The organism is Delftia lacustris (genome assembly GCF_040267515.1).
Lineage (GTDB): Bacteria > Pseudomonadota > Gammaproteobacteria > Burkholderiales > Burkholderiaceae_C > Comamonas > Comamonas tsuruhatensis.
The window spans coordinates 1,410,083-1,424,842 of record NZ_CP141274.1; the positions used below are offsets into that span (position 1 = coordinate 1,410,083).

At 63.4% G+C, this 14,760-nt stretch carries 16 protein-coding genes and 1 tRNA gene; 6 read left to right on the plus strand and 11 right to left on the minus strand.

The window, feature by feature from the left end; genetic code table 11:
• Window positions 1–66 precede the first annotated feature (66 nt).
• The 7 genes from U6958_RS07850 to U6958_RS07880 all read right to left on the minus strand — a co-directional run bounded on the left by U6958_RS07850 (window position 67) and on the right by U6958_RS07880 (window position 5,265).
• Window positions 67–1,182 carry a Fic family protein gene (locus U6958_RS07850; protein WP_016445646.1) on the minus strand — a complete coding sequence of 372 codons (1,116 nt, stop codon included), beginning with the start codon at window positions 1,180–1,182 and terminating at the stop codon, window positions 67–69.
• A gap of 109 nt (window positions 1,183–1,291) precedes the next feature.
• Window positions 1,292–2,347 carry a hypothetical protein gene (locus U6958_RS07855; protein WP_016445647.1) on the minus strand — a complete coding sequence of 352 codons (1,056 nt, stop codon included), beginning with the start codon at window positions 2,345–2,347 and terminating at the stop codon, window positions 1,292–1,294.
• Window positions 2,344–3,243: a replication protein RepA gene (locus U6958_RS07860; RefSeq protein ID WP_016445648.1), complete on the minus strand. Its 900-nt coding sequence runs from the start codon at window positions 3,241–3,243 to the stop codon at window positions 2,344–2,346. The genes U6958_RS07855 and U6958_RS07860 overlap by 4 nt, the downstream gene beginning before the upstream one ends.
• Window positions 3,240–3,578, minus strand: a complete 339-nt coding sequence (locus U6958_RS07865) for an AlpA family transcriptional regulator (RefSeq protein ID WP_074921133.1) — start codon at window positions 3,576–3,578, stop codon at window positions 3,240–3,242. Before U6958_RS07865 ends, U6958_RS07860 begins: the two co-directional genes overlap by 4 nt.
• 72 nt (window positions 3,579–3,650) lie before the next feature.
• On the minus strand, window positions 3,651–3,998 hold the full coding sequence (locus tag U6958_RS07870) for a hypothetical protein (RefSeq protein ID WP_034399624.1): 348 nt from the start codon (window positions 3,996–3,998) through the stop codon (window positions 3,651–3,653).
• A 229-nt stretch (window positions 3,999–4,227) separates the two neighbouring features.
• A tRNA-Pro gene (locus tag U6958_RS07875) sits at window positions 4,228–4,304 on the minus strand.
• A 31-nt stretch (window positions 4,305–4,335) separates the two neighbouring features.
• A complete protein-coding gene (locus U6958_RS07880; RefSeq protein ID WP_074921118.1) occupies window positions 4,336–5,265 on the minus strand; it encodes a polyprenyl synthetase family protein in 930 nt (309 codons plus the stop codon).
• A gap of 230 nt (window positions 5,266–5,495) precedes the next feature.
• On the opposite strand from U6958_RS07880, the gene rplU reads away from it, so the two are divergent.
• The 4 genes from rplU (at window position 5,496) to proB (ending at window position 8,577) form a co-directional block, all read left to right on the plus strand.
• Window positions 5,496–5,807 carry a 50S ribosomal protein L21 gene (rplU, locus tag U6958_RS07885; protein ID WP_012207284.1) on the plus strand — a complete coding sequence of 104 codons (312 nt, stop codon included), beginning with the start codon at window positions 5,496–5,498 and terminating at the stop codon, window positions 5,805–5,807.
• A gap of 15 nt (window positions 5,808–5,822) precedes the next feature.
• A complete protein-coding gene (rpmA, locus tag U6958_RS07890) occupies window positions 5,823–6,080 on the plus strand; it encodes a 50S ribosomal protein L27 (RefSeq protein WP_012207283.1) in 258 nt (85 codons plus the stop codon).
• Between the two features lie 149 nt (window positions 6,081–6,229).
• Window positions 6,230–7,345 carry an Obg family GTPase CgtA gene (cgtA, locus tag U6958_RS07895; protein WP_016451026.1) on the plus strand — a complete coding sequence of 372 codons (1,116 nt, stop codon included), beginning with the start codon at window positions 6,230–6,232 and terminating at the stop codon, window positions 7,343–7,345.
• 83 nt (window positions 7,346–7,428) lie between these two features.
• Window positions 7,429–8,577 carry a glutamate 5-kinase gene (proB, locus tag U6958_RS07900; protein ID WP_016445651.1) on the plus strand — a complete coding sequence of 383 codons (1,149 nt, stop codon included), beginning with the start codon at window positions 7,429–7,431 and terminating at the stop codon, window positions 8,575–8,577.
• 71 nt (window positions 8,578–8,648) lie between these two features.
• Here proB and U6958_RS07905 read toward each other — a convergent pair whose 3' ends face one another.
• Window positions 8,649–9,335: an RNA pyrophosphohydrolase gene (locus U6958_RS07905; protein ID WP_016445652.1), complete on the minus strand. Its 687-nt coding sequence runs from the start codon at window positions 9,333–9,335 to the stop codon at window positions 8,649–8,651.
• 93 nt (window positions 9,336–9,428) lie between these two features.
• On the opposite strand from U6958_RS07905, the gene U6958_RS07910 reads away from it, so the two are divergent.
• A complete protein-coding gene (locus tag U6958_RS07910; protein WP_074921117.1) occupies window positions 9,429–11,174 on the plus strand; it encodes a proline--tRNA ligase in 1,746 nt (581 codons plus the stop codon).
• The gene (locus tag U6958_RS07915) at window positions 11,171–11,824 is read left to right on the plus strand and encodes a lytic transglycosylase domain-containing protein (protein WP_016445654.1); all 654 of its coding nucleotides are present in this window, start codon (window positions 11,171–11,173) and stop codon (window positions 11,822–11,824) included. Before U6958_RS07910 ends, U6958_RS07915 begins: the two co-directional genes overlap by 4 nt.
• Before the next feature lie 52 nt (window positions 11,825–11,876).
• Here the strand turns inward: U6958_RS07915 and U6958_RS07920 are convergent, their stop codons facing one another.
• From U6958_RS07920 to prmC, 3 genes are all read right to left on the minus strand, one after another.
• The gene (locus U6958_RS07920) at window positions 11,877–13,250 is read right to left on the minus strand and encodes a hemolysin family protein (RefSeq protein ID WP_016445655.1); all 1,374 of its coding nucleotides are present in this window, start codon (window positions 13,248–13,250) and stop codon (window positions 11,877–11,879) included.
• Between the two features lie 212 nt (window positions 13,251–13,462).
• A complete protein-coding gene (grxD, locus tag U6958_RS07925) occupies window positions 13,463–13,786 on the minus strand; it encodes a Grx4 family monothiol glutaredoxin (protein ID WP_012207276.1) in 324 nt (107 codons plus the stop codon).
• 116 nt (window positions 13,787–13,902) lie between these two features.
• Window positions 13,903–14,760, minus strand: coding sequence for a peptide chain release factor N(5)-glutamine methyltransferase (prmC, locus tag U6958_RS07930; RefSeq protein WP_016445656.1), 858 nt, complete (start codon window positions 14,758–14,760; stop codon window positions 13,903–13,905).

A 14,760-nucleotide genomic window follows, 5' to 3' on the forward strand; every position in this document is an offset into this window, starting at 1 on the left:
GTGTTCACGGCGTGTCGATGTGGGTCTACCCCAGGCTGTCCAGCAGGTTTTGCTTTCCAGTGTTTTTCATGTCTTCGCTGAGGGGCTCGCTGGCCCGATTGCGTTGCTGGTATCGTTAGGTGCGGGTGTGCTCTGCAACCCGGTTTGCTTCCATTTCGCCGCGCGGCCCTTGCCCGTGGGGGCGATCACCCCCTCGGCCTTCATGGCGCGCAAGATCACGCGCACCATGTCGCGGCTGATGCCGGGGCAGGCCTCCTCGATCTCCGAGATGGAGAACGGGCTTTGGCGTTTGAGAATTTCAGCGCGAACGCGGTCGCCCTTGGCACCACGGCCTCGCTCAATGGTGCCCACGCGCTCTTCAAATTCCTTGTAGGCACGCAGCAGGGCGCCCCAGAAGTAGTCGAGCCACGGGGCGATGTCGTGTGCGGCCTCGTGCCAGCCCTGGGAGCTGGCCTCCAGCGTTTCGTAGTAGCTCTCCTTCGATTCTTCGAAGATGCGCTCCAGGCTTATGAAGCGGCCCACCGCATAGTCGAAGTGATAGAGCAGCTGCAGGGTGAGCAGACGTGCCATGCGGCCGTTGCCATCCGGGAAGGGGTGGATGCACAGGAAGTCGAGGACGGCCAGCGGCACCAGCACCAAAGGGTCGGCCAAGTGCTGATCCAAGGCCAAGCGGTAGCGCGCGATCAGGTCCGCCATCGCGATGGGCGTGAGGTGCGCGGCAACCGGACGAAAGCGGATGCGTGAGCTGCCATCGGGGTGGCGCTCGACGATGTCGTTGTTGGTGGCCTTCCAGTGCCCGCCTGGTTGCGGCATGTAGCGGTACAGCATGCCGTGCAGCTGCAGGACCGTGCCTTCGGAAAACGGCATCTGATCGCCGCTCTCATGGATCAGACCGAGGGCATCGCGGTAGCCTGCCACCTCTTGCTCGGAACGGCTTTGCGGCGTGGCATTCTTGAGCACCAGTGACTTGAGCCGGTGCGCGGCGACGACCACGCCTTCCAGGCGGTTCGACGACTCGGTGGACTCGACCACTGCCACTTGTCGCAGGTCGCTCAAGACCTCCGGCGACTGCGCCACGAAGAGCTGCTGCTTGCCCCTGTACTCACCCAGGGCGCGCAGGGTCGCCAGCTGCTGCGCGTCGAAGCGCAGCTTGGCGAGGTAGTCTGGCGAGAGTGATTGCATGCAACAGCATCCGGACGAGGAAGAATAGGGTAATGCTACTGGAAATTGGGGTATGAGCCACGCCAATTACCCCAATAAACCAATGATTACCCCATTCCGTTTTCACCGATCAGCTTGCGGACTCCGGTTCGTCGGGATCGGGCGGAACAACATCTGCGGCCGAACCCTTGATGGATCGATCCGCCTCAATGGTTGATGGTTTCAAGGCGTGCGGCGGCCTGCCCTGCGATGCTGTGCCGTAAACCCGCTGTGTCTTGGAAGACAGGTGGCCGAGCCCCCGGCTGACTGCCTCTGCGTCGCCATTCCGTTTGGCATCCGCAGCCCACTGATGCCTGAAACAGTACGCGGTCACGGTGTGCCGGTGCGAGGGCCACAGACAGGCTGCCAAGCGTTGCACCTCGGCCGAAAAGTTCATGGCGCTCTCGATGTGAATGACAACCGGGGCGTCGGCCTTGTCGGGTAGCAGTTCCTTGAGCATCGACACCAACGGATGCGGATCGTCCATGGCGAAGGTCAGACGGCGGCGGGGCTGCCCTTGCTCGCGTTTGACCTTCGCGCCAGCGATCTCCAGGTAGATGTGCGTCTGCCCGGTTGTTGCGTCCCGCGTCAGCCAGACCTTGATGCCTTTCTCCAGCTCGCTGGGGCGGCACCCGGTCAAAGCCGCGACCAACAGTGCAGCGCGATACCGGCCCGCACGCCCGCGCTTGCAGAGTTGAACGCGCCAGTCAGCGGGAAGTCCACTGAGGGCGCGTCGCTTGCTGTTGCGAAGCGCTCGCGGCCCTCTCACGCCTCTACGCCGAAGCTCGATCAGCGCTTGAACGTGCCCGATTTGTTCTTCGAATGCTGCGATAAGCCTTTGCGCCTGCTCATCCGAAACGGGCTCAATGATGCTGCCCAACAGCTCCAACTGCCGTTGTTGGAGTGTGAACCGCAAGGCGGAGATGCGCTTCTGGAACGTGGTGGGGCGCCGGGTGTCTGACACCACACCGACCAGCCCTCCTTGCGCTGCCTTGGCTCTTGTGAGCAGCGATTGCCCAAGTCTGAGGTAATCGTGTTCAGTGTCGGGTGAGCGGCCGGCTCTGCGCGAGCAGTCGGACGCAATCTGCCGCAGAAGCTCGGTGCTTTGAAGCATCTTGGCTTTCAAGTCTTGGATGAGGGCGCTCATGCAGCCCTCCCTTCGCGTCGCGGACAGCGGGGCGCACTCACCTCGAAGCTTCTTGGCGCCACGGGCGGTGGCGAGGCGTGCAGCGCCAATCCGCCCGGATATCGGGTGACCTTCGCTTGTGGGTAGGCCATCAGCACCTTGTGCAGCGCATGCAGGAATCCTTTGCGGAAGGTTTCAGCGGCATGCGCGCCGCGTGGTTCATGGGCAAACTGCCGCATCAGCGCCGCCCACGAGACTTCGACTGGCTGACCTTGAATTTGATGTAGGCGGTAGGCCAACCAGGTGTAGATGTCCAGCGCAAGTGCGGACCCCTTGAGTCTTGCCAACGCCCGGCCATCCAGCGGCACGCTGTGCTCGATGAGATCGTCGTAAAACTCCGCGCTCAAAACGAGCACACCAGGCCATCGAGAGGCGCTGCTAACGCGGCGCGGTTGCCAAGCATCAAACTGGTGAATGGGAAGGCTGTTGACCGTTCGCCCCTGAAAACCAATCTGTAGACGACAAGCCGCCAAGGCATGCATTTGCCGCCGCAGCATCCGATAGCGGTGACCTTGGAGGTCGTAACCCAGCATGGACAAGAAGGTCGCTGCGTAGCGGCCGACATCCACCTCGCGACTTCGATATCGCCGCGCAAGCGTTGTCGTGCAGATGAGCGCCAGTCGGGCAGTGGCGCCGTAAGGCACGGGCTGCGGAACAGGCCCCGCCCCCTCATCCAACAATCCAGCCTGAATGCTCAGCCAAGCTGCGCCGAAACTGTGATGAAACTCGCGCCCCTGGATCTGGGTACGTGGCAGGCCGATCTGACTCATGATCGAGTGGCAGAACATCCGCTCATCGCCCGACGGAGCGTCCATGCTGATGGCGACACTGGCGTTGATCAGCTTTTCGGCGCTCATTGGTCGCCTCCGTTCTCGGACGTGCGAGCTGCGGAGGTTTGAGCCCACCGTTCACGCGCCAGTTGCTCGACCTTGGTTGGGCGTCCGCGAGGGCGTTTACGTGGAGGCGGCTCGGCCGGCCGGGTGGATTCAATCCAACGAAGAACGTCGGCCTCGTGCCAGCAAAGACGCCTGCTGTGCGGAAGCTTAAAGGGTGCGGGAATCAGGTGCTGGTACTTGGCATTGGTCGCGCAAGTGCGAATCGTCGTGACCCGCTTGCCAATCAAGGCCGCCAGCTGTTCAATGAAAATGATTCGAGGAGTGCCGCTGTCCTGCGCGGCAAATGGTTTGGGCATGTCGTTCACCATCACTGTGGCGTTAAGCGACCAAGTCGCTACAGCGGCACGAACACGTGCCGCGACGCAAATTCAGCGATGGCGATGCCGGGGAGGCGGAGACGAACGGCCTTGAGGCGCAGAGATGAACGCCTCGGCGTAACCTGAGCACTTCAAGCGCCGCCCCCGCGTCACGCGAAGAGAGGCCAGTATCTGGTCGTGGACGGGCATCCAAACCAGAAACATCACCCCAATGGTTGTGGTGACGGCCAGCAGGCTTGTCCAAGCCAGAACGGTGGAGAACTGGTGCAGCCAGTCTGCCGCCTCGAACTGCATACCGATCAGTTCAGCAACGCACGCCAGAAACCCCACGCCACAGGCGAACACCGCAACGCACAGGGCGATGTGACGTACTCGCTTGAGGTCCTGAATGGTGATCACGACTGCTGACTTGAATCGTTGTTCATGAGTGCATTGACACCATAGAGCCAAAGGCGTGGCGTGTCAAAGCGCTAAGCCTGGCAACACGCACGCCTGCATTCATGCCCATTCAAGTCTTGGGACAAATTTGGGACACTGAGCCCGGAAATTTGCTTTGAAACGACATTCATGACGATTCAAAGCAAAAAGCCCAAGTGCTTGATTCACTTGGGCTTTTTGGTGTGTGTCCTGGTCGGGGTGAGAGGATTCGAACCTCCGGCCTCTACGTCCCGAACGTAGCGCTCTACCAGGCTAAGCTACACCCCGTTGCTTTTGTAGAAAAAGCAAGCAGCCTGAATCAGGTGCGTCGCTCCAAAAGCTGAGACGCCAATTGTAGCAAACTTGCCGTATGCAAATTGCTTGGGAGCACATTTATTGCGTCGATGGCGCGGCGTGCCTCGGCATGTGCGGCCTCGCGTGCCACGTCCAGCGCACCTGTGCTGCGCACGATATCCACTACGGCGGTCAGTTGCTCGGTGGAGCCCTGTTCGATGGCGGCGCGCACGATGGCGGCCTGCTCAGGTGTGCCGCGTTGCATGGCGGCAATCAGGGGGAGGGTGCATTTGCCTTCGCGCAGGTCATCGCCCAGGTTCTTGCCCATTTCCTGGGCATCGCCTGCATAGTCGAGTACGTCGTCAATGATCTGGAAGGCCGTGCCCAGCGCCTGGCCATAGCTGGCGCAGGCCTGCTCGATTTCGCGGGGCGCGTCGGCCAGCACGGCGCCCAGCTGGGCGCTGGCCTCGAAGAGTTGGGCGGTCTTGGAGCGGATGACGTGCAGATAGCCTGCTTCGTCCAGCGAGGCATCGTGCGTGTTGATCAGCTGCTGGACCTCGCCCTCGGCGATCACGTTGGTGGCATCCGAGAGAATCTTGAGCACGCGCATGCTGCCGACTTCCACCATCATCTGGAAGGAGCGCGAGTGCAGGAAGTCGCCGACCAGCACGCTGGCCGGATTGCCGAAGGTCTCGTTGGCCGTCGGGCGGCCGCGACGCAGCGTGGATTCATCCACGACGTCGTCGTGCAGCAGGGTGGCTGTATGAATCAGTTCGACCACGGCAGCCAGGACATGCCTGTCCTTGCCTTCGTATCCCAATGCATTGCAGACCATGAGCAGCAGGGCGGGCCGCAGGCGCTTGCCGCCTGCAGCGATGATGTACAGGGAGATCTGGGCAATCAGCGGGACGGTGGTCGTCAGGCGCTGGGCAATCACATGATCCACCTCGCGCATGTCGTCAGTGATCAGGGCAAGCGGATTGGGGGTGGGGAGAGCTGTGGTCAAGGTACTGCGGGCGCCAAGTGGATCGTCAATTATAGGAAGAGCGACCCTGCCTGCGACCCGCTCTGGCGGTTGTTTGGGCGAAGGAGGGGAGCGCTTCATGCAAGGAGTGTGAGTGCGTGCTAGAATCTCCGGCTTCCGTGGAAATTCGTTCGCGGAACTCTCAAATTCAAGAGGTTTAAATGTACGCAGTCATAAAAACCGGCGGCAAGCAGTATCGCGTTGCAGCTGGCGAAAAGATCAAGGTAGAACAGATTGCTGCGGACGTAGGCCAAGAAGTTGTGATCGATCAGGTTCTGGCAGTCGGTAACGGCGCTGAAATCAAGGTCGGCACACCTCTGGTGTCCGGTGCGTCTGTCAAGGCAACCGTGGTTGCTCACGGCAAGCACGACAAAGTGCACATCTTCAAGATGCGCCGTCGTAAGCATTATCAGAAGCGCCAAGGCCATCGCCAGCAGTTCACCGAGCTGCAGATCGTGGCGATCGCTGCTTAATCCAGGAGCTGAGTCATGGCACAGAAAAAAGGCGGCGGCTCTACGCGAAACGGGCGCGATTCCAAGCCCAAAATGCTCGGCGTGAAGGCTTTTGGTGGTGAGTTGATCACCGCCGGCTCGATCATCGTGCGCCAACGTGGCACCAAGTTCCACCCCGGCGACAACGTCGGCGTGGGCAAGGACCACACCCTGTACGCTCTGGTGGACGGCCACGTGTCGTTTGCTGTCAAGGGTGCACTGTCCAAGCACACGGTCAACGTGACGGCTGCCTAAGCTCTGTCACTTCGACGCTCGAAGCCCCGACCTGTCGGGGCTTTGTCGTTTCAGGAGGGCGGTGCATCGTGCGCTCGTCCCCTTTTCCGTCTCTGAGGTGTGGCCTGGGGCTGTCTGGTGCACACTGCTTTTTGTAAACTGGATGCCTCATGAAGTTCGTCGACGAAGCTTATATCGACATTGCTGCCGGTGATGGCGGCAATGGCTGCGTGTCATTCCGGCACGAAAAATACAAGGAATTCGGTGGTCCCGATGGAGGAGATGGCGGCCGTGGAGGCCATGTCTACGCGGTGGCCGACGTCAATCTCAACACCCTGGTGGACTACCGCTTCTCGCGTCGCCACGATGCCACGCGCGGCGAGCACGGCAAGGGCTCGGACATGTTCGGTGCCGCAGGCAACGACATCACGCTGCGCATGCCGGTTGGCACCATCATCAGCGATGCCGAAACCGGGGAGGTGCTCTACGAACTGTTGACGCCCGGCGAGGTGGTGACCATTGCCAAGGGTGGGGATGGCGGCTACGGCAACCTGCGCTTCAAGAGCGCCATCAACCGCGCGCCACGGCAAAAGACGCCTGGCTGGCCCGGTGAGCGCAAGAACCTCAAGCTGGAGCTCAAGGTTCTGGCCGACGTGGGTCTGCTGGGCATGCCCAATGCGGGCAAATCCACCTTCATCGCCGCAGTCTCCAATGCGCGTCCCAAGATTGCCGACTATCCGTTCACCACGCTGCATCCCAATCTGGGCGTGGTTCGTGTTGCCGCCGAGCAAAGCTTTGTGGTGGCCGATATCCCCGGGCTGATCGAAGGCGCGTCGGAAGGTGCCGGCCTGGGCCACCAGTTCCTGCGTCACCTGCAGCGCACCCGATTGCTGCTGCATGTGGTGGACCTGGCGCCGTTCGATGACAGCGTGGATCCTGTGGCCCAGGCCAAGGCCATCGTGGGCGAGTTGCAGAAGTACGATGCCGAGCTGTACAACAAGCCGCGCTGGCTGGTGCTCAACAAGCTGGACATGGTGCCGGCCGAGGAGCGCGCCGCACGCGTCAAGGACTTCGTCAAGCGCTTCAAGTGGAAGGGTCCGGTGTTCGAGATTTCCGCCCTGACGCGCGAAGGCTGCGAAGTGCTGATCCGCACCATCTACAAGCATGTGCATGAACAGCAGCAGATCGAGGCCGGTCCCAAGGAAATCGACCCACGCTTCGTCGAAGTCGAGGGTGATGGCGTGGATCTCACCGACCCGCGTTTTGCTCCCCGCGATTCCGAGTAAGAGCGGCCTGTCCCACCCATTGCCTTGATCACAACAGCGGCGGGGTCTGCCTCGGCCTGCGCTGCAAGAATCACTATCCATCCATGTCTTCCAACTTGTTGCGTGATGCCCATCGCATCGTGGTCAAGGTCGGCTCCAGCCTGGTGACCAATGAAGGTCGCGGTCTTGATGAGGCCGCGATCCAGGAATGGAGCCGCCAGCTGGCGGCCCTGGTGCGCGGGGATGAAAGCCATGGAGGCCGGCGGCGCGAGGTGATCATGGTCTCCAGCGGCGCGGTGGCCGAAGGCATGAAGCGTCTGGGCTGGATTGCACGGCCCAAGGAGATTCATGAACTGCAGGCCGCTGCGGCCGTGGGGCAGATGGGCCTGATACAGATGTACGAGTCCAAGTTGCGCGAACAGGGCATGGGCAGTGCGCAGGTGCTGCTCACGCATGCCGACCTCGCGGACCGCGAGCGCTATCTCAACGCGCGCAACACCTTGCTGACGCTGCTGGAGCTGGGCATCGTGCCGGTGATCAACGAGAACGACACCGTGGTCAACGACGAGATCAAGTTCGGTGACAACGATACCTTGGGCGCTTTGGTTGCCAATCTGATCGAGGCCGATGCCCTGGTCATCCTGACCGATCAGCGAGGCCTTTACAGCGCCGACCCGCGCAGCAATCCCGATGCGCGTTTCATCGATGTGGCCAATGCCGGCGACCCGGCGCTGGAGGAGATGGCCGGAGGCGCGGGCTCGTCCATTGGCAAGGGCGGGATGATCACCAAGATCCTCGCGGCCAAGCGCGCGGCGGGCTCGGGTGCTTCAACCGTCATCGCCTGGGGGCGTGAGCAGGACGTGCTGGTGCGTCTGGCGGCAGGCGAGTCCATCGGCACGCTGCTCCTGGCGCAGACGCACAAGAACCAGGCGCGCAAACAGTGGATTGCAGACCATCTGCAACTGCGCGGCTCCGTGTCCGTGGATGCCGGCGCCGTGGCCAAGCTGCGCGACGAAGGCAAGAGCCTGCTGCCCATCGGCATGGTGAATGTGGATGGCGAGTTCGCCCGTGGCGATGTGATCGCGGTGCGCGATGCCCTGGGTATCGAGGTGGCGCGTGGGCTGGCCAACTATGCAAGTGCCGAGGCGCGGCTGCTGTGTCGCAAAAGCTCGGTGGAGATCGAGCGCCTGCTGGGCTATTCCGCAGGCCCGGAGATGGTGCACCGCGACAACATGGTGATTGCGGGGCACTGAGGCGCCAGACCCTCAAGGCCAAGAAAAAGCGCACCCTCGGGTGCGCTTTTGCGTATGGCTCTGGCCCGGTTTCAGGCCTTGCCTGGATCGGGTTGCAGGGCTTGCTGCCCCGACTGTGGATCAGGATCGAAACAGGCGCCAGGCGGCAACTCCATGCCGGGATTGACGCGAAAGCTGCCTGAGCGTGCTGGATGCAAACCCGGCGCAGTGTATGTCTCAGGACCCTGTTCATGGGCTTCCCTGGGGCGCATGCCGCTGCGCAGATAACGGTTGCGTTGCTGTTCGCCGCGCGGCAGGAACCGGGCCAGCTCGGTCAGGGCCATCTCATAGACGCCGCGCTTGAACTCCACCACCACGTCCAATGGCACCCAGTAGTCATTCCAGCGCCAGGCGTCGAATTCGGGGTGGTCGGTGGCACGCAGGTTCAAATCCCAGTCGTGACCCATGAGCTGCAGCAAATACCAGATCTGCTTCTGGCCTTTGTAGTGTCCGCGCGCATCGCGGCGGATGTACCGGTCTGGCACCTCGTAGCGCAACCAGTCCCGGGTGCGGGCGACCACGCGAACGTGGTTGGGCATCAACCCCACTTCCTCATGCAGTTCCCGGAACATGGCCTGTTCGGGTGTCTCCCCCCGGTCAATGCCGCCCTGTGGAAACTGCCAGCTGTGGGTGCGGATGCGTTTGCCCCAGAACACCTGGTTCTTTTGGTTGAGCAGGATGATGCCGACGTTCGGGCGAAATCCGTCCCGGTCAAGCATAATCGAACCCCAATTTTCTGAATTGTGTCCATTATGCACGGTGCCTTGCCAGCGGCAAGCACGCTGCCCCGATTCCCGCGAAGCCCCTGATCCATGAAAGCCTCCCAATTTTTCATCTCCACCCTCAAGGAAGCTCCGGCCGACGCCGAAGTGGTCAGCCACAAGCTCATGACGCGGGCCGGCCTGATCAAGAAGCTGGGTGCAGGCATCTACAACTACATGCCCATGGGGCTGCGCGTGATCCGCAAGGTCGAGGCCATCGTGCGCGAGGAAATGAACCGTGCCGGTGCCGTGGAAGTGACCATGCCCGTGGTCCAGCCTGCCGAGATGTGGGAGGAGACCGGCCGCTTCGAGAAGATGGGCCCCGAGCTGCTGCGCATCAAGGACCGCCATGGCCGCGACTTCGTGATCCAGCCCACCAGCGAAGAGGTGGTGACGGACATTGCGCGCCAGGAGCTCAAGAGCTACAAGCAGCTGCCCAAGAATTTCTACCAGATCCAGACCAAGTTCCGCGATGAGCGCCGCCCGCGCTTTGGCCTGATGCGTGGCCGCGAGTTCATCATGAAGGACGCCTATTCCTTCGACAAGGACCGTGATGCGGCCCAGGTCAGCTACCAGACCATGCGCGCGGCCTACAAGCGCATCTTCGACCGCTTCGGCCTGCAGTACCGTGCCGTGCGTGCAGACAGCGGTGCCATCGGCGGCGATCTGAGCGAGGAATTCCAGGTCATCGCTTCCACGGGCGAGGACGCCATCGTCTACTGCCCAAGCAGCGACTATGCCGCCAATATCGAAAAGGCCGAGGCCCTGGCGCCTGCGGGCCCCCGTCCCGTTGCGGCCCAGGCGATGACCAAGGTGGCGACGCCCGGCAACAGCACCTGCGAATCTGTCGCAGCCCAGCTGGGCCTGCCGCTGTCGCAGACGGTGAAGTCCCTGGTGCTGGCCACCGACAAGCTCGACGACAAGGGCGAGGTGGCAGGCAGCCAGATCTGGCTGCTGCTGCTGCGCGGTGATCATGAAATGAACGAGATCAAGGTGGCCAAGGTGCCGGGCCTGGACGTGGGCTTCCGCTTTGCCACTGTGGCCGAGATCGAGGAGCACTTCGGTTGCCAGCCCGGCTACCTGGGCCCGATCGGCCTGAAGCAGCCCGTGAAGCTGGTCGTGGACCGCGAGGTCGCCGTGATGGCCGACTGGGTCTGCGGCGCGAACGAGGCCGACTTCCACATCACCGGCGTGAACTTCGGCCGCGACCTGCCCGAGCCTGATGTGGTGGCCGACCTGCGCAACGTGGTGGCTGGCGACAAGTCTCCTGATGGCGCAGGCGAGCTGGCCATTGAGCGCGGAATTGAAGTCGGCCATGTGTTCTACCTGGGTACCAAGTACTCCCAGGCCATGAACGCCACCTTCCTGGCCGAGAACGGCAAGCCCTCGCTGTTTGAAATGGGCTGCTACGGCATTGGCGTGACGCGCCTGCCCGCTGCAGCCATCGAACAGAACCATGACGAGCGCGGCATCATCTGGCCCGACGCGATTGCGCCCTTCACCGTGGTGGTCTGCCCCATTGGCATGGACCGCAGCGAACCCGTGAAGGAAGCTGCCGAGAAGCTGCATGCCGAGCTGCTGGCACTGGGTGTGGACGTGATCCTGGACGATCGTGGCGAACGTCCGGGCGCCATGTTTGCCGACTGGGAGCTGATTGGCGTGCCGCACCGCGTGGTGCTGTCCGACAGGGGCCTCAAGGAAGGACAGGTCGAGTACCAGCATCGCCGCGACACGGAAGCGACCAAGCTGGCCGCCGCCGATGTGCTGGGCCATCTCAAGCAAAGGCTGGGCCTGTGAGCCAGGCGCCCGTGGTGACGCGACGCGATTGCCTGCGCCTGGCGGCTTCGCTGGGCTCGGCACCGCTGCTCGGCGGGCTGGCCGCGCCCGCCTGGGCCGGTGGCCAGCTGGAGGAGCCGCTGGCCGATTCGGTGCGCACTGCGCTGAGTTCCGCCGTCACGGGATCGGCGCCGCCCGAGCTGCGCTTTGCCTCCACCGAGGCCCGGCTGGACTACCTGCGCTGGCTCACGGCCAGCAGCGAGCGCCTGCGTTCGCGCAAGCCGGAGCTGGCGACGCGGCTGGAGTTCCTGCAAACCGTCTGGTACGAGTCCAAGCGTGCCGGCCTGGAAGTCTCTCTGGTGATGGGGCTGGTGCAGGTGGAGAGCGCGTTCCGCAAGTTCGCCATCTCCAGCGTGGGTGCACGCGGCTACATGCAGATCATGCCGTTCTGGATGCGGCTGATCGGCGATGGAGACATCGGCAAGCTGTTTCACATGCAGACCAATCTGCGCTTTGGCTGCGTGATCCTGCGCCACTATCTGGACCGCGAAAAAGGCGATGCCTACATGGCGCTGGGCCGCTACAACGGCAGCCGGGGACAGCCCCAGTACCCGAATGCGGTGTTCGCTGCGCAGCGGCGCTGGGAGATAGAGCCCTCGCGCTCGGCTTGAGGGCCGCGCAGCGCCGCCGAGCGGCTGCGCGGCTGCTGTTCTGCGTTGCCCGTCAGGACGACGTCTCCGACGACATGCTGGACACCTTGGCCACGGCCGCTGCCGTGTCGCCGGCGTTGGGCGGCGCGGCCGGGCTGCTGGCGGACATGCGCGTGACCAGCACCTGGTCGATGCGGTAGCTGTCCACGTCCATGACCTCGAAACGGTAGCCGCCCCATTGCACGGTGTCTGTGCGCCTGGGAATGCGGCGCAGCATCACCATGAGGAAGCCGCCCAGGGTCTCGTAGTCCTCGGCGTGGGGCAGCTCGTCGAGTTCCAGGGCCTGCATCACATCCTCGACCGGCGTGACGCCGTCGATCAGCCAAGAGTTCTCGTCGCGGCGCAGGATCTGCTCCTCGTCGCCCGGGCTGACCAGGCCGCCCATCACCGTGCTCATCACGTCATTGAGCGTGACCACGCCGACCACCAGGCTGTATTCGTTGACGATGACGGCAAAGTCCTCATGCACCTGGCGAAACTGCTCCAGCACCTCGGCCAGCGTCAGGCGGTCCGGCACGACCAGCACCTTGTGCACCAGGGAGTCGTCCATGAGCGACAGGGGCTGGTTGTTCAGCGCGCGCTGGAACAGGTCCTTGGCATCGACATAGCCGACGATGTGGTCGATGTCGCCATCGCAGACGGGGTAGGTGGAAAAAGGTTCTTCGGCAATGCGGACCCGGATCAGTTCGTCGGGGTCGTCACGGTGGAAGTAGGCGATGCGGTCGCGCTGCGTCATGGCCGAGCCGATGGTGCGCGAGTCCAGCTCGAACAGGTTGGCGATCACCTGCTGCTCCTTCGCGGCCAGCACGCCGGCGCGCGCGCCAGCTTCGGTCATGGCCAGGATGTCTTCGTGCGTGATGCGGTCGTCGCGCACCGTGGGCAGGCCTAAGAGCTTGGCAACGGCGTCCGCCAGGTGGTTGAAGCACCAGACCAGGGGCTTGAGCACGGCCATGCACCAGAGCATGGGGCGCAGCACGCGGATGGCCAGGGCTTCGGGCTCGGCCATGCTCAGGCGCTTGGGCAGCAGGTCGGCAAAGAGGATGAACAGCGAGGTGACGGTGGCGAACGAGAGCAGAAAGCCCACGGTCTGTGCCCGGCTCTCGGGCAGCCAGAGCATGAGCAATTCGGCCAGATAGGGCGTCAATGCCCCTTCGCCCACCACGCCGCCCAGGATGGCGACGGCATTCAGCCCAATCTGCGTGACCGTGAAGTACTCGCCCGGCTGGGCCTGCATCTTCATGACCTGTTCGGCGCGTGGCTCCCCGTCCTCCGCCATCTGCCGAAGCCGCAGGCGCCGCGAGGCGGCCAGCGAGATCTCGGCCACGGAGAAGAAGGCACTGGTCAGTATCAGTGCGACGATCAACAGCAGACTTTGGGACAGACTCATAGGCAAGGCGGAGAAGCGGGCGCAGGCGCGGTTTTCCGGATGTGAAAGATGTGTCCATTCGACCACACATCACATGCCCCTGGCCTTGTGGCAAGCCCGGGCAGGGCGCTGGCAGTCCGGCACGGGCGAAAAAAAGCCACCCGAAGGTGGCTTGATTCTGCGCAGCAGCGGGCGCAGGCGGGTTGCCGCGCGCGAGTCGCAAGCCTGCGAACTCAGGCCTTGGGTGCCAGCAGCTGCTGCAACTCGCCGGATTCGTACATCTCCATCATGATGTCCGAGCCGCCGATGAACTCGCCCTGCACGTAGAGCTGGGGGATCGTGGGCCAGTTGCTGTAGTCCTTGATGCCCTGGCGGATTTCCTGGTCCTCCAGCACGTTGACGGTGGAGATGTCCTTGGTCTCCACGCCGCAGGCCTTGAGAATCTGGATGGCGCGGCCCGAGAAACCGCACATGGGAAAGCTGGCGCTGCCCTTCATGAACAGCAGGATGTTGTTGCTTTTGACCAGTTGGTCGATGCGTTGCTGGGTGTCGCTCATCTGTGTGGTGCTCCGGGGTCGTGGTGGGCGCCGCAGGCGCGGCGGCATGGATGGGATTATTTCACTCTCGGCGCGGACTTTGAAAGCATGCGGGAATGCTGCGCCCGGACCCGAGCTCAGGCTTGCGCTGTCCATTGCCCGCCCGTGCAGCGGGCGATGCCGCCCAGGTCGTGGCGGTGTTGCACGCTCTCAAAGCCGGCGCTGCGCAGCAGGGTGGCCACGGCATCGGCCTGGTCCCAGCCATGCTCGAGCAGCAGCCAGCCGCCGCTGGCCAGCAGCGCAGGCGCCTGCGCGACGATGGCGCGGATGTCGGACAGGCCATCGGCGCCGCTGGCCAGAGCCGACAGCGGCTCATGCTCCAACGCCAGCAAGTGCGGATCGTCGTCGCGGATATAGGGCGGATTGCTGACGATGAGGTTGAACGGCGCCTGGCCTGCCAGCGGCTCCAGCCAGCTGCCATGCGCAAACCGCACGCCCAGCTGCAGGCGCGTGGCATTGGCGCTGGCCACGGCCAGCGCGTCGGCACTGGCATCCACGGCCCACACGGTGGCGCCGGGACGCTGACTCTGCAGGGCCAGGGCAATCGCTCCGCTGCCGGTGCCCAGATCCGCCACACGGCATGCGGGGCCGCTCGGGGCCTGGGCGGGTATCAGCTCCAACGCCCAGTCCACCAGGGTTTCGGTATCGGGGCGAGGGTCGAGCACGCGTGCGTCCACGGCCAGATCCAGCCCGTAGAACTCCTTGTGGCCCACCAGGTAGGCGACGGGCTCCCCGCTCAGTCGGCGTGTGCACAGCGCGGCATAGACGCCGGCCTGGGGCGCGGTCAGCGCGTCCCCGTCGTGGGTGAGCAGCCAGGCGCGGCCGCCGGCCTGGCGTCCGAGCACATGCAGCAGCAGCATTTGCGCGTCGATGCGCGCAAGCCCCTGGGCCTGGGAGTGCTGCAGAGCCTCTTTGATAGTGGGTAGGTTGGCCAT

What these genes read in the sequence shown, in the direction of transcription:
- U6958_RS07855 (WP_016445647.1), bottom strand. Translation starts at nt 2,347, where the DNA reads ATGAGCGCCCTCATCCAAGACTTGAAAGCCAAGATGCTTCAAAGCACC.
- rplU (WP_012207284.1), top strand. Translation starts at nt 5,496, where the DNA reads ATGTACGCAGTCATAAAAACCGGCGGCAAGCAGTATCGCGTTGCAGCT.
- U6958_RS07920 (WP_016445655.1), bottom strand. Translation starts at nt 13,250, where the DNA reads ATGAGTCTGTCCCAAAGTCTGCTGTTGATCGTCGCACTGATACTGACC.
- prmC (WP_016445656.1), bottom strand. Translation starts at nt 14,760, where the DNA reads ATGGCCAACCTACCCACTATCAAAGAGGCTCTGCAGCACTCCCAGGCC.
- cgtA (WP_016451026.1), top strand. Translation starts at nt 6,230, where the DNA reads ATGAAGTTCGTCGACGAAGCTTATATCGACATTGCTGCCGGTGATGGC.
- U6958_RS07850 (WP_016445646.1), bottom strand. Translation starts at nt 1,182, where the DNA reads ATGCAATCACTCTCGCCAGACTACCTCGCCAAGCTGCGCTTCGACGCG.
- grxD (WP_012207276.1), bottom strand. Translation starts at nt 13,786, where the DNA reads ATGAGCGACACCCAGCAACGCATCGACCAACTGGTCAAAAGCAACAAC.
- U6958_RS07860 (WP_016445648.1), bottom strand. Translation starts at nt 3,243, where the DNA reads ATGAGCGCCGAAAAGCTGATCAACGCCAGTGTCGCCATCAGCATGGAC.
- U6958_RS07910 (WP_074921117.1), top strand. Translation starts at nt 9,429, where the DNA reads ATGAAAGCCTCCCAATTTTTCATCTCCACCCTCAAGGAAGCTCCGGCC.
- U6958_RS07905 (WP_016445652.1), bottom strand. Translation starts at nt 9,335, where the DNA reads ATGCTTGACCGGGACGGATTTCGCCCGAACGTCGGCATCATCCTGCTC.
- proB (WP_016445651.1), top strand. Translation starts at nt 7,429, where the DNA reads ATGTCTTCCAACTTGTTGCGTGATGCCCATCGCATCGTGGTCAAGGTC.
- rpmA (WP_012207283.1), top strand. Translation starts at nt 5,823, where the DNA reads ATGGCACAGAAAAAAGGCGGCGGCTCTACGCGAAACGGGCGCGATTCC.
- U6958_RS07865 (WP_074921133.1), bottom strand. Translation starts at nt 3,578, where the DNA reads ATGCCCAAACCATTTGCCGCGCAGGACAGCGGCACTCCTCGAATCATT.
- U6958_RS07880 (WP_074921118.1), bottom strand. Translation starts at nt 5,265, where the DNA reads ATGCGCGAGGTGGATCATGTGATTGCCCAGCGCCTGACGACCACCGTC.